Genomic DNA, 17,163 nt, shown 5'->3' on the forward strand with positions numbered 1-17,163 from the left:
ACGGTCTGCCGCACCAGCCGGAATCCAGCCGGCGCGACACCGCGGACAACGCCCGCCCCCGGCCAGGTATTCCGGCTGCGGGAGCGAGCGTTTGCCTGCGGTACGCAGATCAGTCGCGTTCCCCGCCGGGGGCGTTCTTGGCCACCTGCATGAGGAACTCGACGTTGCTGCGGGTCTTGCGCAGCCGGTCCAGGACCAGCTCCAGCGCCGGCTGGGTGTCCAGCGCGGCGAGCAGCCGACGGAGCTTGACCACCACGGCCAGCTCGTCCGGCGACATCAGCAGGTCTTCCTTACGGGTCGACGACTGGTCGACGTCGATCGCCGGGAAGATCCGCTTGTCGGCGAGGCGCCGGTCGAGCTTGAGCTCGGCGTTGCCGGTGCCCTTGAACTCCTCGAAGATCACCGTGTCACCGGCCGACCCGGTCTCGACCAGGGCCGAGGCGAAGATGGTCAGCGAGCCGCCGTTCTCGATGTTGCGGGCCGCGCCGAGGAAACGCTTCGGCGGGAACAGCGCGGTCGAGTCGACACCACCGGACAGGATGCGCCCGGACGCCGGGGCGGCCAGGTTGTAGGCCCGCCCGAGCCGGGTGATCGAGTCGAGCAGCACCACGACGTCCTTGCCCATCTCGACGAGGCGCTTGGCCCGCTCGATGGACAGCTCGGCGACCAGGGTGTGGTCGGCCGGCGGGCGGTCGAAGGTCGAGGCGATGACCTCGCCCTTCACCGACCGCTGCATGTCGGTGACCTCCTCCGGCCGCTCGTCGACGAGCACGACCATGAGGTGGCATTCCGGATTGTTGGTCGCGATGGCGTTGGCGATGGCCTGCATGACCATCGTCTTGCCGGCCTTGGGCGGCGACACGATCAGCGCCCGCTGGCCCTTGCCGACCGGCATGACCAGGTCGATGACCCGGGTGGTCAGCAGATGGGACTCGGTCTCCAGGCGCAGCCGCTCGTTCGGGTACAGCGGGGTGAGCTTGGTGAACTCGGGCCGCTGGCGGGCCTCCTCGGGGGTGAGGCCGTTGACGGTGTCCAGCCGGACCAGGGCGTTGAACTTCTGCCGGGACTGCTCCCCGTCACGCAGCGCCCGCACCGCACCGGTGACGGCATCGCCGCGCCGAAGGCCGTTCTTGCGGACCTGGGAGAGCGAGACGTAGACGTCGTTCGGCCCGGTGAGGTAGCCGGAGGTCCGGATGAACGCGTACGAATCCAGGACGTCCAGGATGCCTGCGACGGGCACCAGCACGTCGTCCTCGCGGATCTCGGGGTCACGGCCACCGCCGACGGGCTCGTTGTCGGCGAAGCGGTCCCGGCCCCGGCGGTTGCGATCCCGGTACCGACGACCACGCCGGCCGCGGCCGTCGCCCTCGTCGTCGTCCCGATCGTTGCGGTCCCGATCGTTGCGGTCGTTGCGACGGTTGTCGCCGCGGTCGTTGCGAGTGTCGCCGCGGTCGGTCTGGCGGTCGTTGCGGTTGTCGCCGCCCCGATCGTTCTGCCGTTCGCTGCGGTTCTCACCCCGGTTGTCCCGGTTGTCGGAGCGGCCGCCCTCGGCCCGGGTGTCGGTGCCGGCGTCGGCGGAACCGTCCGTGGACCGGTCACCGGCGTCGGTGGTGCCCTCGCTGTTATCCGTGCGGTCCCCGCGATCCCGGTCCCGCCGGTTGCGGCGTGAGCGTCGGTTGCGGGGGTTGTCGTCACGGCCATCGGCGTCGGCCCGCTCGGCCCGCTCGTCGGTGCGAGCGGGTGCGGCGCTGTCGGCGCCGTTCACGGTCGCCTCGGGGGCGGAGGCCTCCGAGCGGGGCGTCGTCGACGCCGGCGCGGGCTGGTCGACGACCGGCGGGGCCACCTCGGTCAGCGGGAGCTGCGGCTCGGCACCGTTGCTGCCGGCCGCGGCGGTGTGCCCGTTGCTGGTCGCGGCGCCGTTGCGGCGCCGGCCGTTGCTGGTGGCGGCGGAGGTGGTGTCCGCCGGAGTGGAGGCCGCCGCGGGCGCGGCGGAACCGCCACCCTGCTTGGCGGAGATGGCGGCCACGAGGTCGCCCTTGCGCATGCCCGACGTGCCCTTGATGCCGAGCTCGCCGGCGAGGGTCTTGAGATCGGCCAGGACCATTCCCGTCAGACCGGGGCCGCGACGACGGCTCTTGGTGGCCGTGGAAGCCGACCCGGTCTCGGTGACCTGGGGGGCGTCGAGCGACTCAGTGGTCTCGCTCACGCGAATCCTTTCGTGTCCGACGCAGCGTGCGCCGGAGGTTGTGCACCGCGGACCGATGGCCATGCGGTGGACTGCCGTTCCGCGTCCGGAGGATGCGGAGGAGGGGTGATCACCGTCGACCGCGTGGACCTGAGTGTGTCGGTGGACATCGACTCGGGGATCGAGGCGGCCGAACCTGCGGCAGGGGTTCCGGTTCCCACTCGGGATACGAGAGGAGACGGAAGGCCCGGTCTTGTGCGATGGATGACCGTGCCCCGGTGCCCTGGCGTGCCTCACCCCGGGAACCGAGGCAGCGGGAGGAGGTACATGACGCCCGGCGAGCACAGCCGGTGATCAGTGTCCACAGTAACCGCTGCTGACGCCGGTCAGCAACCGACACGCCATCACCCGTGGGCGAACGGCGTCGCACCACACGATCTCACCGCACCGGCGGCCCGGTGCGACCTGATCAGGACGAACGTCGGTCACCTTCGGTGACGACGACCGCGCCTGCCGTGTCGACCGTGAGCTCGGCCGCGTCGAAACCCGGGCGTCGCCAGGCCTGGACGTCCAGCGCGGACGTCGTCAGCACCAGCACCGACGGACCCGCACCCGAGATCATGGCCGGGTAACCGGCGGCCCGGAGTTCCCGCACCAGGGCGGCCGACGCCGGCATGGCCGCCGCCCGGTAGTCCTGGTGCAGCCGGTCCGCCGTCGCGGCCCACAGGTGAGTCGGATCGGCGGTGACGGCGTGCACGAACAACGCGGCGGCCCCGACGTTGGCGACGGCGTCCCGGTGCGGGACCGACGCCGGCAGCAGACCCCGGGCGTGTTCGGTGCTGCTGGCGGTGTGGGCCCCGAACAGGACTGCCCTGATCTGCGGGTGCACCGTCCGGGACACCACGGCGGGACGACCGTCGGCACCGGTCGCAGCGATGGTGAATCCGCCCAGCAGGGCCGGCGCCACGTTGTCGGGGTGCCCCTCCATGGCGACGGCCAGATCGAGCACGTCGGCCTCGGACAGCTCGATCGGCGCACCCAGCTGGACCGACAGGGCGCGGCCGACCAGCAGTCCACCGACGATGGCGGCGGCCGACGAGCCCTGGCCCCCGCCGTGCGGGATGCGGTTGGTGCACGACAGGCGCAGCCCGGGCAGCGGACCGGGACGACCGGCCGCGGCGAACGCCCGGGCGATCGCGCGGACCACGAGATGGTCGGCGGTGCGCGGAACCTCATCGGCGCCCTGTCCGGTCACCTCGATGACGAGTTCGCCGTCGGCACCGCCGGTGAGCTCGGCGCTCAGCTCGTCGTGGCGACCCAGCGCCAACCCGAAGCAGTCGAAGCCGGCCCCGAGGTTGGCCGACGTGGCCGGGGTCTGGACGACGACCGGCGGATGTCCCGGTCGTCCCGTCGCCGGGTCGACCGTCACGGCGGAGTCGGTCATCGCAGTTCGAGGGCCTCGGCCACGGCCTCGGCGGCCACCGGGACGACCGTCGGCGGGGTCATCCACCCCATGGCGGTGTCCGGGTCCTTCAGGCCGTTGCCGGTGACCGTGCAGACCACCAGCGGACGGTCCCCGCCGGGCCCGCCGGTGAGGCGTCCGTCGGCGGCGGTGACCAGGAGGCCGGCCACGGAGGCGGCCGATGCCGGCTCGACGAACACCCCCTCGGTGGTGGCCAGCAGCCGGGCGGCCGCCAGGATCTGCTCGTCGGTCACCGCGTCGATCAGCCCACCGGACTCGTCCCGGGCGCCGGTCGCGCCGTTCCACGAGGCGGGGGCGCCGATGCGGATGGCCGTGGCGATGGTCTCGGGTGCGGACACCGGGTGACCGAGGACCAGCGGCGCCGCTCCGGCCGCCTGGAACCCGAACATGCGCGGCGTCGTCTCGATGACGCCGTCGGCCGCGTACTCCCGGTAGCCCTTCCAGTAGGCGGTGATGTTGCCCGCGTTGCCGACGGGCAGGCAGTGCACGTCGGGCGCGCGACCGAGCACGTCGCAGATCTCGAACGCGGCGGTCTTCTGGCCCTCGATGCGCACCGGGTTGACCGAGTTGACCAGCGCGATGACGTCCTCCTGCGCGGCCGCCGTCTTGCGGGCCAGCTCCAGACAGTCGTCGAAGTTGCCCTGGACCTGCAGGATCCGGGCGCCGTACGCCACGGCCTGGGCCAGTTTGCCGGCGGCGATCTTGCCCTGCGGCACCAGGACCGCGCTGGTCAGTCCGGCACGGGCCGCGTAGGCGGCGGCCGAGGCCGAGGTGTTTCCGGTGGAGGCGCAGATGACGGCCTGCACCCCGGACGCGAGGGCGTGGGTGACGGCGACGGTCATCCCGCGGTCCTTGAACGACCCGGTCGGGTTCGCGCCCTCCACCTTGAGGTAGACATCCGCGCCCGTCCGGCGGGACAGTTCGGGAGCGGGGACCAGGGGTGTCCCACCCTCGAGCAGGGTGATCACCCGGGCGCCGTCGGGGACCGGGACCCGGTCCGCGTAGGCGGCGATCAACCCCGGCCAACCGGCCTGGGCCGGCACTCGATCGATCCGTCGTTCGTCCACCGTCGTGTGCTGCACCGGTGTCATCACCCCATCACCTGCATCACCGACGTCCTGCTGCCGCACCGAAGTCGTCATCCCATGACCCGCATCACCGACGTCACCTGGCGAACCGATTCGAGATCGGCCAGCGAGGCCACCGTACCGGCCAGGGCGGCGTCCGGAGCGCCGTGCGTGACGACGACCAGGCTCGCGTCGTCGTCCCGACCCTCCTGCCGGACGGTCGAGATCGAGACCCCGGCCTCGGCGAACGCCCCGGCGACGGCGGCGAGGACCCCGGCCCGGTCGGCGACGTCGAGGTCGATGTGGTAGCGGCTGAGGACCTCCCCCATGGGCTGGACGGGCAACGCCGCATAGGCCGATTCGCGGGGGCCGCGGCCGCCGGCGACCCGGTTGCGGGCGACGGCGACGAGGTCGCCGAGGACGGCCGACGCGGTTGGGGCGCCACCGGCGCCGGGACCGTAGAACATGAGCCGACCGGCGGCCTCGGCCTCGACGTAGACGGCGTTGTAGGCGCCGTCCACGACGGCCAGCGGATGGCTGCGCGGGACCATGACCGGGTGCACGCGGGCCGACACCGACTCGACGGGCCCGCCGTCCGGGCCGGTCGCCGTGGTGCGCTCGCAGATGGCCAGCAGCTTGATGACGCTGCCCAGCCGGGCGGCGGCGGCGACGTCCGAGGCGCTGACGGCCGAGATGCCCTCCCGGTAGACGTCGGCGGCGCCGACCCGGGTGTGGAACCCGATGGACGCGAGGATCGCGGCCTTGGCCGCGGCGTCGAACCCGTCGACGTCGGCAGTCGGGTCGGCCTCGGCGTAGCCGAGCCGGGTGGCCTCGGCCAGCGCCTCGTCGTAACCCATCCCGTCGGCGGTCATCGCCGACAGGATGTAGTTGGTGGTGCCGTTGACGATGCCGAGGATGCGGGTGATGCGGTCACCGGCCAGCGACTCGCGGAGCGGCCGGATGAGCGGGATGGCCCCGGCCACCGCCGCCTCGAAGTACAGGTCGGTGCCGACCGCGTCGGCGGTGGCGTACAGCTCCGGACCGTGCTCGGCCAGCAGCGCCTTGTTGGCGGTGACCACTCCGGCCCCCCGGCGCAGCGCGGTGAGCAGCAGGTCCTTCGTCGGCTCGATCCCGCCGATGACCTCGACGATCACGTCGACGTCCTCGCGGGCCACCAGGGCGGCGGCGTCGGTGGTGAGCAGCTCCGCCGGGATGTCGGCGTGCCGATTGGGGCGACGGACCGCCACCCCGACCAGTTCCAGCCGCGCACCCACCCGGGCGGCGAGTTCGTCGGCCTGCTCGGTGAGCAGCCGGACCACCTGCGATCCGACGACCCCGGCCCCGAGCACCCCGACCCGGACGACCTGTTCGGCGCTCATCGGGCACGTCCGCGACGGGTGGTGGCGCGGAAGACCCACACGGCGTAGCCCAGCAGGGCGATGACGACGGCCACGGCCAGCACGGCGATCGTGGTGTTCAACCAGTCCGGCATGGCCGGCTTGATCAGCACCACCACGATGAGAACGGCGGCCAGTCCGAGGAGGACGACCCCGGGCACCAGGGACGGCGGCTTCGGCTCACTGAGCGGGGCGGGTTCTGGGGTGGTCACCATTTCTCCAGCAGCATGAGGTCGTCGTCGGTCTCGCGGCGCAGCATCAGACGGGTGTCCCCGGCCGCCACGGTCACCACGGGCGGGCGGGGAACGCGGTTGTAGTTGCTGGACATCGCGTAGCAGTAGGCCCCGGTCGCGGCCACGGCCAGCAGGTCGCCGACGACGAGGTCCGCCGGCAGGTAGCAGTCCCGGACCACGACATCGCCGGCCTCGCAGTGTTTGCCGACGATCCGGCAGAGCACGGGGGCGGCGTCCGAGTCGCGGGAGGCCAGCACGGCGGTGTAGTCCGCGTCGTAGAGCGCGGTCCGGATGTTGTCGCTCATCCCGCCGTCGACGGAGACGTAGCGGCGCACCAGCCCGCCGTCCAGCGCGACGTCCTTGATGGTGCCGACCTGGTAGACGGTGACCCCACCCGGCCCGGCGATGGCCCGGCCCGGCTCGACGACCACGTGCGGGGTGGCGACCCCCGCGAACTGGCACTCCCGGGACACGATGTCGAGCAACGACTTCGCCATCGCGTCGGGCGCGGGGGGATCGTCGGAGCCGACGTAGGCGATGCCCAGGCCGCCCCCGAGATCCAGCTCGGTGAGCGTATCGGCCAGCTCCGGGTGCTCCTGCTGGATGGCGGCCAGCAACCCCACCAGGCGGTGGGCGGACACCTCGAAGCCGGACGGGTCGAAGATCTGCGATCCGATGTGCGAGTGCAGGCCGATCAGTCGCAGGCCCCGGCAGACGACGATCCGCCGGACGGCCTCGGCGGCCGCTCCCCCGGCCAGGGAGAACCCGAACTTCTGGTCCTCGTGGGCGGTGGCGATGAACTCGTGGGTGTGCGCCTCCACACCGACGGTCACCCGGATCATCAGCGGGATCGGGTCGTCCTCGCCACGATCGGCGCTCTCGACCAGTCCGGCCAGCCGGGCGATCTCGTCGAAGGAGTCGACGACGATCGCGCCGATCCGCGCCTCGACGGCCAGGGCCAGTTCGGCGTCGGACTTGTTCGATCCGTGCAGGGTGATCCGGCCGGCCGGGAAGCCGGCCCGCAGCGCCAGATTCAGCTCGCCGCCGGAGCAGACGTCCAGCGACAGTCCCTCCTCGGTCAGCCACCGCAGCACCTCGGACGACAGGAACGCCTTGCCGGCGTAGTGCACGGCCTCGGCCGACCCGTAGGCGTTGGCGAAATCCCGGCAGCGCGAGCGGAAGTCGGCCTCGTCCATGGTCATCAGCGGAGTGCCGTAGTCGCCGGCGAGATCGCGCACGTCGACGCCGGCCAGGCGCAGGGCCCCACCCGGGCCGCGGTCGGCGTTGCGGGGCCAGACGTGCTGGTCCAGCCGGTTGGGATCGGCGGGTGCCTGTTCGGTCGGGCGGTCGGCATGCAGTTCGCCGGACCGGGGTCCGGCGGGGTGTGCTCTCATCGGTGTCTCGTCACATCCGTTCCGGGGCCGAGACGCCGAGCACGCCCAACCCATTGGCCAACACCTGACGGGTCGCCGCGCACAGCCAGAGCCGGGCGACATGCGAGGGGCCCCAGGGCTCGTCGCCCATCGGCAGGACCCGGACCGCGTCGTAGAACTTGTGGTACCCGGACGCCAGGTCCTCCAGGTACCGGGCGACACGGTGGGGTTCGCGGAGTTCGGCCGCCGTGGCCAGCACGCCCGGGTAGGCGGCCAGCAACGCGATGAGTTCGGACTCGCGCGGCGTGTCGAGCACTGTCGGGTCGAAGGCGCCCGCTCCGGAACCCGTTCCCAGTACGTCGATCTCGATGCCGAGCTCGGCGGCGTTGCGGGCCAGCGACGCCAACCGGGCGTGCGCGTACTGCACGTAGAACACCGGGTTGTCGCTGGTCTGCCGGGTCCACAGGTCGAGATCGAGATCGAGCGTGGTGTCCACGGAGTAGCGGATCAGCGCGTACCGGGCGGCGTCGACCCCGAGCGCATCGATGAGGTCGTCCAGGCTGATGACGGTGCCGGCGCGCTTGCTCATCCGCATCGGCTGCCCGTCACGCACCAGGTTGACCATCTGCCCGATGAGGACCTCGACGACGGACGGGTCGTCGCCGAACGCGGCAGCCGCCGCCTTGAGCCGCGAGATGTAGCCGTGGTGATCGGCGCCGAGCATGTAGATGCACAGGTCGAACCCCCGGGACCGCTTGTCCAGGAAGTAGGCCAGGTCGCCGGCGATGTAGGCCGGGTTGCCGTCGGACTTCAGGACGACCCGGTCCTTGTCGTCGCCGTACTCGGTCGACCGCAGCCACCACGCGTCGTCCTTGGCGTACAGGTGCCCCGACTCCTTCAGCCGGGTCGTGGCCGCCTCCACCGCTCCGGAGGAATGCAGGGAGTCCTCGTGGAAGTAGACGTCGAAGTCGGTGCGGAAGTGGTGCAGCGTCTTCTTGATCTCGGCGAACATCAGCCCGACACCCTCGCGCCGGAAGAGTTCGGTCGCCTCCGTGTCCGGCAGTTCGGCCGCATCGGGGTGGTCCTGCAGGATCCGGCCGGCGATGTCGGCGATGTAGTCGCCGCCGTAACCGTCCTCCGGGGCGGGCTGATGCCGGGCGGCGGCGAGCAGCGAGCGGGCGAACCGGTCGATCTGGGCCCCGGCGTCGTTGAAGTAGTACTCGCGGACGACCTCGCCACCCTGGGCGGACAGGATCCGGCCCAGGGCATCCCCGACGGCCGCCCAGCGCGCACCACCGATGTGCACCGGCCCGGTCGGATTGGCCGAGACGAACTCGAGGTTGATGCGCCGGCCGGCGAGGGCCGCGCCGTTGCCGTACTCACCGCCGACGCGGACGATCTGCTCGACGACCGACGCCGCCGCCGCGACGTCGAGGGTGATGTTGAGGAAGCCCGGGCCGGCGATGTCGACCGCGGCGATGCCGGGGACCGCGGCCAGGTGGCGCTGCAGCACCGCGGCGATGTCGCGGGGCGACCGGCGGGTCGGCTTGGCCAGCTTGAGCGCGACCGGGGTGGCGTAATCACCGTGCTCCCGGGAGCGCGGACGGTCCACCGGGATCTCGGCCAGCAGTGCGGTCGTGGCGTCGGCGGACAGGTCCAGGGGGAATTCGTCGGCTTCGACCGCGGCGACCAACGCCGACCGGACGGCCGCGACCAACTGCTCGGGATTCACCCCGACATTCTAGGAAGCCCACCGGGACTCTCCGACCACGTACCGACGGGCCCCGGGCCGACACGGCCCGGGGACGGCCGTCTCCCCTCCCGCCCCGCGCGCTCACAGGGGGTCCTCGCTTTCCTTCCGTACACTTTCACCGGTTGCGGAGCGTGACCACGAGCGCGTCCCGGGGTCTCCACCGAGCCGGACGACCGACGATCGACGGACAGGACAGGCGATGATGGCCAGCGGCAAGAACACCGGCAGACCGCGCGGGCGGGCTCCGGTCGTCAGCAAGCGCCAGGGGCTGCCCTGGGTCACCATCGGCGCGGTCGTGGTGGTCCTCGTCCTGGCCGGCAGCATCTTCGCAGTCGTGCTGACGAAGAACAACGAGAACAAGGCGCAGGCCGACGCCCTCGCCGCCTGGGTGCCCTCGGCCTCGACCCCGGACCCGTCGGTCAACATCCCCGGCATCTACGTCGGGGCGGCCGTTCCCGCGGCCGGCGACACCCCGGCGACCTACCCGGAGTACAAGGCGGCCCTGCACATCACGTCGGACCAGCGCGTGGCCTACAACCGTTTCCCGCCCGTGGGTGGCCCGCACGACGGGATCTGGGCCAACTGCAACGGCGTCGTCTACCAGACCGCGGTACGCAACGAGAACATGGTCCACACCCTCGAACACGGGGCCGTCTGGATCACCTACAACCCGGACACCATCGCCACCGGTGATCTGGAGGTCCTCAAGGGCCTGGTGGACGGTCAGTCGTACATGAGCCTGTCGCCCTACCCGGGCCTGGACTCCCCCATCGCGCTGCAGGCCTGGGCCCATCAACTGAAGGTGAATTCGGCCACCGACGAGCGGGTCCAGCAGTTCATCACCGCGCTCCGGCAGAACCGCTGGGTCTACCCGGAGACCGGCGCGACCTGCCAGCAGCCGAGCTTCGACACCACCAACCCGCCGGCGTTCGACCCGAGCACCCCGGGCGCCGATGCCATCCAGATGGACGGCCAGGGCGCCACCGCGGCGACCTCCGAGGTGAACGGCGCCTCGGTGACCGAATCGGCCGAGTCGTCGGCCGGTGTCCCGGGTGTGCCGGCGACCGACACCGGCGGCACCACCGACCCGGCCGTCGGCTCGACCGACGCGGTCCCGACCCCGGCGGCTTCCTCGCCCGCCGCGGGCTGACGCCGTGGCCGCACCGATCACCCGGCGCACCGGCATCGTGCTCGCCGCGGCCGGCGCGGTCGCCCTGCTCCTGGTGGGCGCGACCATCGGGTTGCTGCTGTCCGGGCGGATCGGCGGTTCGACCGCCGCCACCGCCCCGGGCACCGACTCGGTGGACGCCGGGTTCGCGCGGGACATGATCGTCCACCACGACCAGGGTGTGCTGATGGCGCACTACGCCGAGCAGAACACCACCGACGACGAGATCTCGGTGATGGCCTACGACATCGGGGCGACCCAGAGCGATCAGGCCGGCCAGATGAAGGGGTGGCTGAGCCTCTGGGACGTGCCGGAGTTCGCGAGCGGTCCCCACATGGCCTGGATGGGCAGCGACGGACACGGCGGTCACGACATGGCCGCGATGTCGGGCAGCGCCGGCGCCAGCACGCCGGCGTCGACCGCACAGGACGGCGCGTTGATGCCCGGGATGGCGACCACCGAGCAGATCGACCAGCTGCGGTCGGCGTCCGGACCGGCGTCGGACGTGCTGTTCCTGCAACTGATGATCCGCCACCACCAGGGGGGCCTGCCGATGATGGAGTACGCGGCGTCCCACGCGCAGTCCACGGTCGTCGCCAATTTCGCGGCCAAGATGGCCGACGCCCAGGAGTCCGAGATCTCGGTGATGACGCAGATGCTGCAGGCCCGTGGGGCGGCGCCGCTCCCGGCTCCCTGATCCACCACCGCGACCGCCGCTCGATACCTCGAGGCCAGGCGGGCCTGGCGGCGACAACGGAAAAAGCCCCGGTCACTCGTCGAGATCGACGTGGTGACCGGGGCTTTCGCTGTGCCCCCGGCAGGATTCGAACCTGCGCACCCGCCTCCGGAGGGCGGTGCTCTATCCCCTGAGCTACGGGGGCGCGAGGGAGAACTCTACCTGATCGTCGACCGTGCTCGCTCCACTCGGCTCGCGGGGCGGTCGGCGCCGGATCGCGGCGGGGTCCTGCACCCCGGCTCACCGGCCAAGATCATCCGGCACGGACCCGAACGTGGTGCTCGTCACTCGTCCGCGCCGGCCGTGGCGACCGAGTGGGTGGCCAGCTGAACATTCGGTGCCATCTCAGTCCATCTATTGCCACGAAGGGTGGTCAATCCAGTACTCTTCGAGACATTCTGCGCGGCGATGCGCACTCCAGGCACCGCCTGTCCCACGCACCGGCCCGAGTACCCGCGGCTGGATCCGTATCGACAGCGGGCTCTCGACCAGCGGGGGGACGACCGCGATGCGTCAACGACTCGACATCCTGACCCTGCCGCTGGCCGACGTGCAGGCCGCCACGGCCGGCATCGTCGCGCTCATGCAGGACGGCACCTACGACGGCTTCGTCCGGCGGCACATGGACGCCATGATGGTCGCGATGCCCGCGGGGTCACAGGCCAACCAGGCCCACCGGGGCCCGGTCTTCCTGGCCTGGCACCGGGCGTCGCTCTGGGAGTTCGAGACGAAGTGGCTCGCGACCCCGGCCGTGCAGGCCCGTCCCTCCCTCACCGGCTTCCCCTACTGGCGATGGGAATCCGAGACCGCACTGAACGGCGGGGACCCGAAGAAGTCGAAGGTCTGGACCAACGACTACTTCGGCGGAGACGGCGCGGCCGCCAGCCAGAGCCGGGTGCTGGACGGGCCGTTCACGTCCTGGAAGGCGCTGTTGTACAGCTCCACCAACAAGTCGTACTACAAGCGCGGGGTCACCGGGGTGGTGCGCAAGCTCGCCCGGGACTCGGCGGGTGTTCCCACCCTCCCCGACCAGGCCCAGGTCAACGACACGTTCACCTACACGCGGTACGAGGTGTCGCCCTTCAACTACGACTCGCCGAGCTTCCGCGGTCGGATGGAGGGCTGGGCCAGCGGGCCGCGGATGCACAACCAGGTGCACCGCTGGATCGGCGGCGACATGATCGTCGGCACCTCCCCCAACGACCCGGTCTTCTGGTTCCACCACGCCAACGTCGACCGGCTGTGGTGGCGCTGGCAGACCCGGGCGACCCCGATCCGGCCGTACCAGCGCAGCGGCGACGTCTACCCCGCGGGGCACCGGTCGACGGACGTCCTGCAGGGTTTGCTGAACGCGTCCGGCTCGTGGACCCCCGGTGCCGTCGAGGACATCCGGGTGGCCCCGCTCGGTTACGAGTACGTCCAGTGACCGGCATCCAGTTCTCCGCGGCCGCCCACCGGCCCGCGGTCGCACGACTCCGGACGGTCAGTCCGGTCGAGGGGGACGCCGCATGACCGCCATCAACCGTCGGGTGCTGATCGGCGGCGGACTGGCCGTCGTCGGGACCGCTGCGTTGGCCACCGCGCTGGGGCCGACCTCACCGGCCGACGCCGGACCGGCCGCCGGTGACCGCATGTTCGTCTACCGCGGCCGCACCGTCGTCGTGTCGGTGTCGTCCGACATGGTGATGGTGACCGTCGACGGACGTCAGGAGTTGCACATCGAGCGGCTGCCGAACGGGAAGTACTTCACGCACCTCATGCCGTTCCAGGAGTTCGGCAGCTTCCGGTCGCTGATCACGGCCGTGGTGGACCGCGACGAGGACGACCTGTTCTCGCTCTGACCCCGATCCGACGCCGCACCCAGGAGTTGAACGCCATGCACCGCGCCCCGACGCTCCGTCGGCGCGATCCGCTGTCCCCGTTGCAATCGCTGCTGCGGGATCTCGCCCGGCGGGCGGACGAAACGGCTGTCCGTGTGCTGGCGGCGGGTGGAGCAGGCACCGCCGGCCTGGCCGGCTGGTGGGACGGCGTGGTGCTGCGTCATCGCATGCGACAGGCGCTCGGTTACCGCCCCGACGTCACGACCCCCCGCACCTACAACGAGAAGCTGGCCTGGCGCATCCTGCACGATGCCAATCCCCTGCTCGCCCTGACGACCGACAAGCTCGGTGTCCGGGAGTACGTCGCCGACCGCGTCGGGTCGGACGTCCTCATCCCGGTACTCGGCGTGTACGAGCGGGCCGAGGACCTGCCGTGGGACGAACTACCCGAGCAGTTCGTCCTCAAGGCCACCCACGGATGCGAGATGACCGCGGTGGTGCGGGACAAGTCCGCCGCCGACCGGCGGGCCGTTCTCGCGGAGGCCCGTTCCTGGCTGGGCCGTGACTACTACGAGTTGTCCCACGAGCGGGTCTACCGGGGCCTGCCCCGCCGGCTGATGGTCGAGTCGCTGCTGACCGATGAGGACGGCGGCCAACCCGCCGACTTCAAGCTGCTGGTCTTCCATGGACGGGTCGCACTGGTCCGGGTGCATTCCGACCGGTTCGCGGACCACCGCGTCAACTTCTTCGACAGCGAGCTCCGACCCTTGCGACTCACCCAGGTCTACCCCGAGCGGCCGGGTCAGCATCTGCCGGTCCAGGCGGCGAGCCTCGTGACCGTCGCGGAGAAGCTGGCTCACGATCTCGACTACGCCCGGGTGGATCTCTACCTGGCCCGGGGCCGCATCTGGTTCGGCGAGATCACCCATCACGACGGCAATGCCTGCGTGCCGTGGCGGCCGTTCGAGATGGACGAAGCCCTGGGCGACCTGTGGCGGGTGCCGATCACCGGGGGGCGAGAAGGGCATTCGGAGCCCGTCTCATCCGACGAGGCGTGGGCCCGGTTCGACCGGCTCGTCGCGGACCTCCGTCGGGAGACCGCGGACCACTGAGCCGGCGGTCACCGCGGCTCAGGACGCGACGACGGCGGCGATGCCCCGCAGCGGGATGCTGCGGTACGTCTGGACCTGACCCGGGGTGTAGCCGTCGGTGAGGTCGTCGGGGGTCGTCCACACCCGGGTGGTCTCGATCGCGACCGTGTCGAACTCGGCCGCGGCGTCGCTCTCGAGGTGGATGTCGGGGATGAGCACGGTGATGCGCACGTCGGACTGCATGCCCGGGAGCTGGGGTCCGGTGTCCGGCCAGTCGCAGTCGAAGCCGACGGCGACCGGCTCGATCGCGACCGTGATCTCGGTCCCGAGTGCGGTGCTGCTGGCGTGGATCTCCTCGTCGCGGGCATCCGCGGCCCGGTTGCCGTCCCGGTAGGTGAAGACGGCGGAACCGTCGATCGTCATGGTCGAGTAGACGATGGAGACCCCGGGCCCGTACAGATCGAACCGGGTGGGGCTCTGCGTACACAGCGGAACGGTCATCGCCTGGGCTCCCGGTCGGGTCGTCTGGACATCGCGTCGTGTCTGGTCGGTGGTGGGTCGTTCTGGTGGTGCGGGGTACCCCGGGCCCGGTCGGGCCATGCGCGGTACCGGTCGGACCTGGCGACGACAGCTCCGTCGACGGGGCGGCCGGCCGTCACGAAGGGTCGGGCCCGCCGCCATCGGAAACGATTCTGCCCGCCCGTGGGTACTCACCGCGACGGTCCCGCCCGTTGGAGTGGCGGACAGTGACTTGACGGAGCGCACGTTCGGGGACGCCGGTGACTCGGTCGGTGGACCCCCGCTGCGGTGACGACACTCCGGTCGGCCCCCGGCAGCGTGAACCTGCACCCGCCGCCCGGGGCCGGTACGCGCGCCCATCCGGGGAACGCCACCCGATACGGCATTTTCGCCGGACTTACCCCGGTCTTCGCCGGTCCGAGTGACGGGTGGATCGAGGTGGGGCTCCTCGTCCTCACCGCCATCACCCTCAGGCCCCCCTGTCGGGACCGACGGCGGGCGTGATGACGCGGTCGATCGAGCGCCGTCCTACGCTGGCCGCCGTGACGGAATCCGGTCTGCCCGCTTCCTCCCCGCCCTCGCGGGGACGGAAGGTCCTGCTCAGTGTCGACGACGACCCCGGTGTCTCCCGCTCGGTGGCGCGCGATCTGCGGCGCCGGTACGGCGCCGAGTACCGCATCGTGCGGGCCGAGTCGGGTCCACAGGCCCTGGAGGCACTGCGCGAGATGAAGCTGCGGGGGGACGACGTGGCCGTCCTGCTGGCCGACTACCGCATGCCGGGGATGAACGGCCTGGAGTTCCTCGAGCAGGCCATGGACCTCTACCCGGTGGCCCGTCGGGTGCTGCTGACCGCGTACGCCGACACGGATGCGGCCATCCAGGCGATCAACATCGTCGATCTCGACCACTACCTGCTCAAGCCGTGGGATCCGCCGGAGGAGAAGCTCTACCCGGTGCTGGACGAGCAGCTGGCCGCCTGGCGGGCGACCGACCACCGCGCTCTGCCGGAGATCAAGGTGATCGGCCATCGGTGGTCGCGGCGGACGTCCGAGGTCCGGGAGTTCCTGGCCCGCAACCAGGTCGCCTACCACTGGCTCCCCAGCGACTCCGGTGATGGTATGCGGCTGCTGGTGGCGGCCGAGCTGACGACGCCGGACACCCCGGTCGATCCGGCCCTGCTGCCGGTGGTGGTGACCCCGGACGGCGAGGTCCTGCCGGCTCCCACCGACGCCCAGGTAGCGCAGCGGGTGGGTCTGGAGACCCGGCCGGCCACCGACTTCTACGACCTGATCGTGGTCGGCGCCGGGCCGGCCGGGCTGGGGGCGGCGGTCTACGGCGCATCCGAGGGTCTGCGGACGATCCTGGTCGAGAGTTCGGCCGCCGGGGGTCAGGCCGGGCAGAGCTCGCGGATCGAGAACTACCTCGGTTTCCCGGACGGGGTGAGCGGCGCCCAGCTGACCGACCGGGCCCGCCGGCAGGCGGCCAAGTTCGGGGCCGAGTTCGTGACCACTCGCCAGGTCGACGCGCTGGAGATCAACGGCTCGGCCCGCACCGTGCGCTTCGTCGATGGTGACCGGCTCAGCGGGCACGCCGTCATCCTGGCCACCGGGGTCTCCTACCGGCAGCTGGAGGCGCCCGGTCTGTCCGAGCTCACCGGCCGCGGCGTCTACTACGGCTCGGCCATGACCGAGGCGCCGAACTGCCGGGACCAGGACGTCTACATCGTCGGCGGCGCGAACTCGGCCGGTCAGGCCGCGGTCTACTTCTCTCGGTACGCCCGGCGGGTGCACCTGCTGGTCCGCGGCGCCTCGTTGGAGGCGTCGATGTCGCACTACCTGGTGGAGCAGATCGCCGGGATCGACCGGATCGTCGTGCACACCGGCACCGAGGTGATGGGGGCCTCCGGCGACGGCCACCTCGAGCACCTGACGCTGCGGGTCCGTTCAAACGACCCGGACGGGGGCCAGGAGATCCGGGAGGAAATAGTCCCGGCGTCCCATCTGTTCGTCTTCATCGGAGCGGCGCCGCGGACGGACTGGCTGGACGGGGTGGTCACCCGGGATCCGCGCGGTTTCGTGGTGGCCGGCCCGGACCTGACCGTCGACGGCAGCGCCCCGGTGGGGTGGCCGGCGGACCGGGTGCCCTACCACCTGGAGACCAGCGTTCCCGGTGTGTTCGTGGCCGGCGACGCCCGGGCCGAGTCGGCCAAGCGGGTGGCGTCGGCCGTCGGCGAGGGTGCGATGGCCGTGATGCTGGTCCACCGGTACCTGGAGGGTCTGGAATGACGACTGGATCGAGCACTTGGTCGAGCACTGGGTCGAGCACCGAACCGACAACG

14 protein-coding genes and 1 tRNA gene are annotated in these 17,163 nt (G+C 71.5%); 6 read left to right on the top strand and 9 right to left on the bottom strand.

What is annotated here, in order from left to right; all coding sequences use genetic code 11:
• Positions 1-109 precede the first annotated feature (109 nt).
• The 7 genes from rho to argS form a co-directional block, all read right to left on the bottom strand.
• A complete protein-coding gene (gene rho / locus FDO65_RS05425; RefSeq protein ID WP_240757437.1) occupies positions 110-2,206 on the bottom strand; it encodes a transcription termination factor Rho in 2,097 nt (698 codons plus the stop codon).
• Positions 2,207-2,654: 448 nt separating this feature from the next.
• Positions 2,655-3,629, bottom strand: coding sequence for a homoserine kinase (gene thrB, locus FDO65_RS05430; protein WP_137448391.1), 975 nt, complete (start codon positions 3,627-3,629; stop codon positions 2,655-2,657).
• Positions 3,626-4,759, bottom strand: a complete 1,134-nt coding sequence (gene thrC / locus FDO65_RS05435) for a threonine synthase (protein ID WP_137449488.1) — start codon at positions 4,757-4,759, stop codon at positions 3,626-3,628. Before thrC ends, thrB begins: the two co-directional genes overlap by 4 nt.
• A gap of 47 nt (positions 4,760-4,806) precedes the next feature.
• A complete protein-coding gene (locus tag FDO65_RS05440) occupies positions 4,807-6,114 on the bottom strand; it encodes a homoserine dehydrogenase (protein ID WP_137448392.1) in 1,308 nt (435 codons plus the stop codon).
• The gene (locus tag FDO65_RS05445) at positions 6,111-6,344 is read right to left on the bottom strand and encodes a hypothetical protein (RefSeq protein ID WP_137448393.1); all 234 of its coding nucleotides are present in this window, start codon (positions 6,342-6,344) and stop codon (positions 6,111-6,113) included. The genes FDO65_RS05440 and FDO65_RS05445 overlap by 4 nt, the downstream gene beginning before the upstream one ends.
• The gene (lysA, locus tag FDO65_RS05450; RefSeq protein WP_137448394.1) at positions 6,341-7,759 is read right to left on the bottom strand and encodes a diaminopimelate decarboxylase; all 1,419 of its coding nucleotides are present in this window, start codon (positions 7,757-7,759) and stop codon (positions 6,341-6,343) included. The genes FDO65_RS05445 and lysA overlap by 4 nt, the downstream gene beginning before the upstream one ends.
• Positions 7,760-7,769: 10 nt before the next feature.
• A complete protein-coding gene (argS, locus tag FDO65_RS05455; protein ID WP_205849796.1) occupies positions 7,770-9,470 on the bottom strand; it encodes an arginine--tRNA ligase in 1,701 nt (566 codons plus the stop codon).
• 220 nt (positions 9,471-9,690) lie between these two features.
• On the opposite strand from argS, the gene FDO65_RS05460 reads away from it, so the two are divergent.
• Positions 9,691-10,641, top strand: coding sequence for a DUF3105 domain-containing protein (locus FDO65_RS05460; protein WP_240757439.1), 951 nt, complete (start codon positions 9,691-9,693; stop codon positions 10,639-10,641).
• Positions 10,642-10,645: 4 nt separating this feature from the next.
• Positions 10,646-11,356, top strand: coding sequence for a DUF305 domain-containing protein (locus FDO65_RS05465; protein ID WP_205849797.1), 711 nt, complete (start codon positions 10,646-10,648; stop codon positions 11,354-11,356).
• A gap of 112 nt (positions 11,357-11,468) precedes the next feature.
• Here the strand turns inward: FDO65_RS05465 and FDO65_RS05470 are convergent.
• Positions 11,469-11,540: transfer RNA gene (locus tag FDO65_RS05470), tRNA-Arg, on the bottom strand.
• A gap of 363 nt (positions 11,541-11,903) precedes the next feature.
• Between FDO65_RS05470 and FDO65_RS05475 the strand changes: the two genes are divergently transcribed.
• The 3 genes from FDO65_RS05475 (at position 11,904) to FDO65_RS05485 (ending at position 14,327) form a co-directional block, all read left to right on the top strand.
• Positions 11,904-12,821 carry a tyrosinase family protein gene (locus FDO65_RS05475; protein WP_137448395.1) on the top strand — a complete coding sequence of 306 codons (918 nt, stop codon included), beginning with the start codon at positions 11,904-11,906 and terminating at the stop codon, positions 12,819-12,821.
• A gap of 82 nt (positions 12,822-12,903) precedes the next feature.
• A complete protein-coding gene (locus FDO65_RS05480; RefSeq protein WP_137448396.1) occupies positions 12,904-13,236 on the top strand; it encodes a hypothetical protein in 333 nt (110 codons plus the stop codon).
• 35 nt (positions 13,237-13,271) lie between these two features.
• Positions 13,272-14,327 (top strand): ATP-grasp fold amidoligase family protein, encoded by a 1,056-nt coding sequence (locus FDO65_RS05485; protein ID WP_137448397.1) that lies wholly within the window; start codon positions 13,272-13,274, stop codon positions 14,325-14,327.
• A gap of 18 nt (positions 14,328-14,345) precedes the next feature.
• Here the strand turns inward: FDO65_RS05485 and FDO65_RS05490 are convergent, their stop codons facing one another.
• The gene (locus FDO65_RS05490) at positions 14,346-14,807 is read right to left on the bottom strand and encodes a hypothetical protein (protein WP_137448398.1); all 462 of its coding nucleotides are present in this window, start codon (positions 14,805-14,807) and stop codon (positions 14,346-14,348) included.
• A 521-nt stretch (positions 14,808-15,328) separates the two neighbouring features.
• On the opposite strand from FDO65_RS05490, the gene FDO65_RS05495 reads away from it, so the two are divergent.
• Positions 15,329-17,110, top strand: coding sequence for an NAD(P)/FAD-dependent oxidoreductase (locus tag FDO65_RS05495; RefSeq protein ID WP_137448399.1), 1,782 nt, complete (start codon positions 15,329-15,331; stop codon positions 17,108-17,110).
• Positions 17,111-17,163 lie beyond the last annotated feature (53 nt).

This window comes from Nakamurella flava (assembly GCF_005298075.1).
Taxonomy (GTDB): Bacteria; Actinomycetota; Actinomycetes; order Mycobacteriales; family Nakamurellaceae; genus Nakamurella; species Nakamurella flava.

Coding starts and splice junctions, on each gene's coding strand:
- thrB (WP_137448391.1), bottom strand. CDS start 3,629: ATGACCGACTCCGCCGTGACGGTCGACCCGGCGACGGGACGACCGGGA.
- thrC (WP_137449488.1), bottom strand. CDS start 4,759: ATGACACCGGTGCAGCACACGACGGTGGACGAACGACGGATCGATCGA.
- FDO65_RS05440 (WP_137448392.1), bottom strand. CDS start 6,114: ATGAGCGCCGAACAGGTCGTCCGGGTCGGGGTGCTCGGGGCCGGGGTC.
- lysA (WP_137448394.1), bottom strand. CDS start 7,759: ATGAGAGCACACCCCGCCGGACCCCGGTCCGGCGAACTGCATGCCGAC.
- FDO65_RS05460 (WP_240757439.1), top strand. CDS start 9,691: ATGATGGCCAGCGGCAAGAACACCGGCAGACCGCGCGGGCGGGCTCCG.
- FDO65_RS05475 (WP_137448395.1), top strand. CDS start 11,904: ATGCGTCAACGACTCGACATCCTGACCCTGCCGCTGGCCGACGTGCAG.
- FDO65_RS05480 (WP_137448396.1), top strand. CDS start 12,904: ATGACCGCCATCAACCGTCGGGTGCTGATCGGCGGCGGACTGGCCGTC.
- FDO65_RS05485 (WP_137448397.1), top strand. CDS start 13,272: ATGCACCGCGCCCCGACGCTCCGTCGGCGCGATCCGCTGTCCCCGTTG.
- FDO65_RS05490 (WP_137448398.1), bottom strand. CDS start 14,807: ATGACCGTTCCGCTGTGTACGCAGAGCCCCACCCGGTTCGATCTGTAC.
- FDO65_RS05495 (WP_137448399.1), top strand. CDS start 15,329: ATGACGCGGTCGATCGAGCGCCGTCCTACGCTGGCCGCCGTGACGGAA.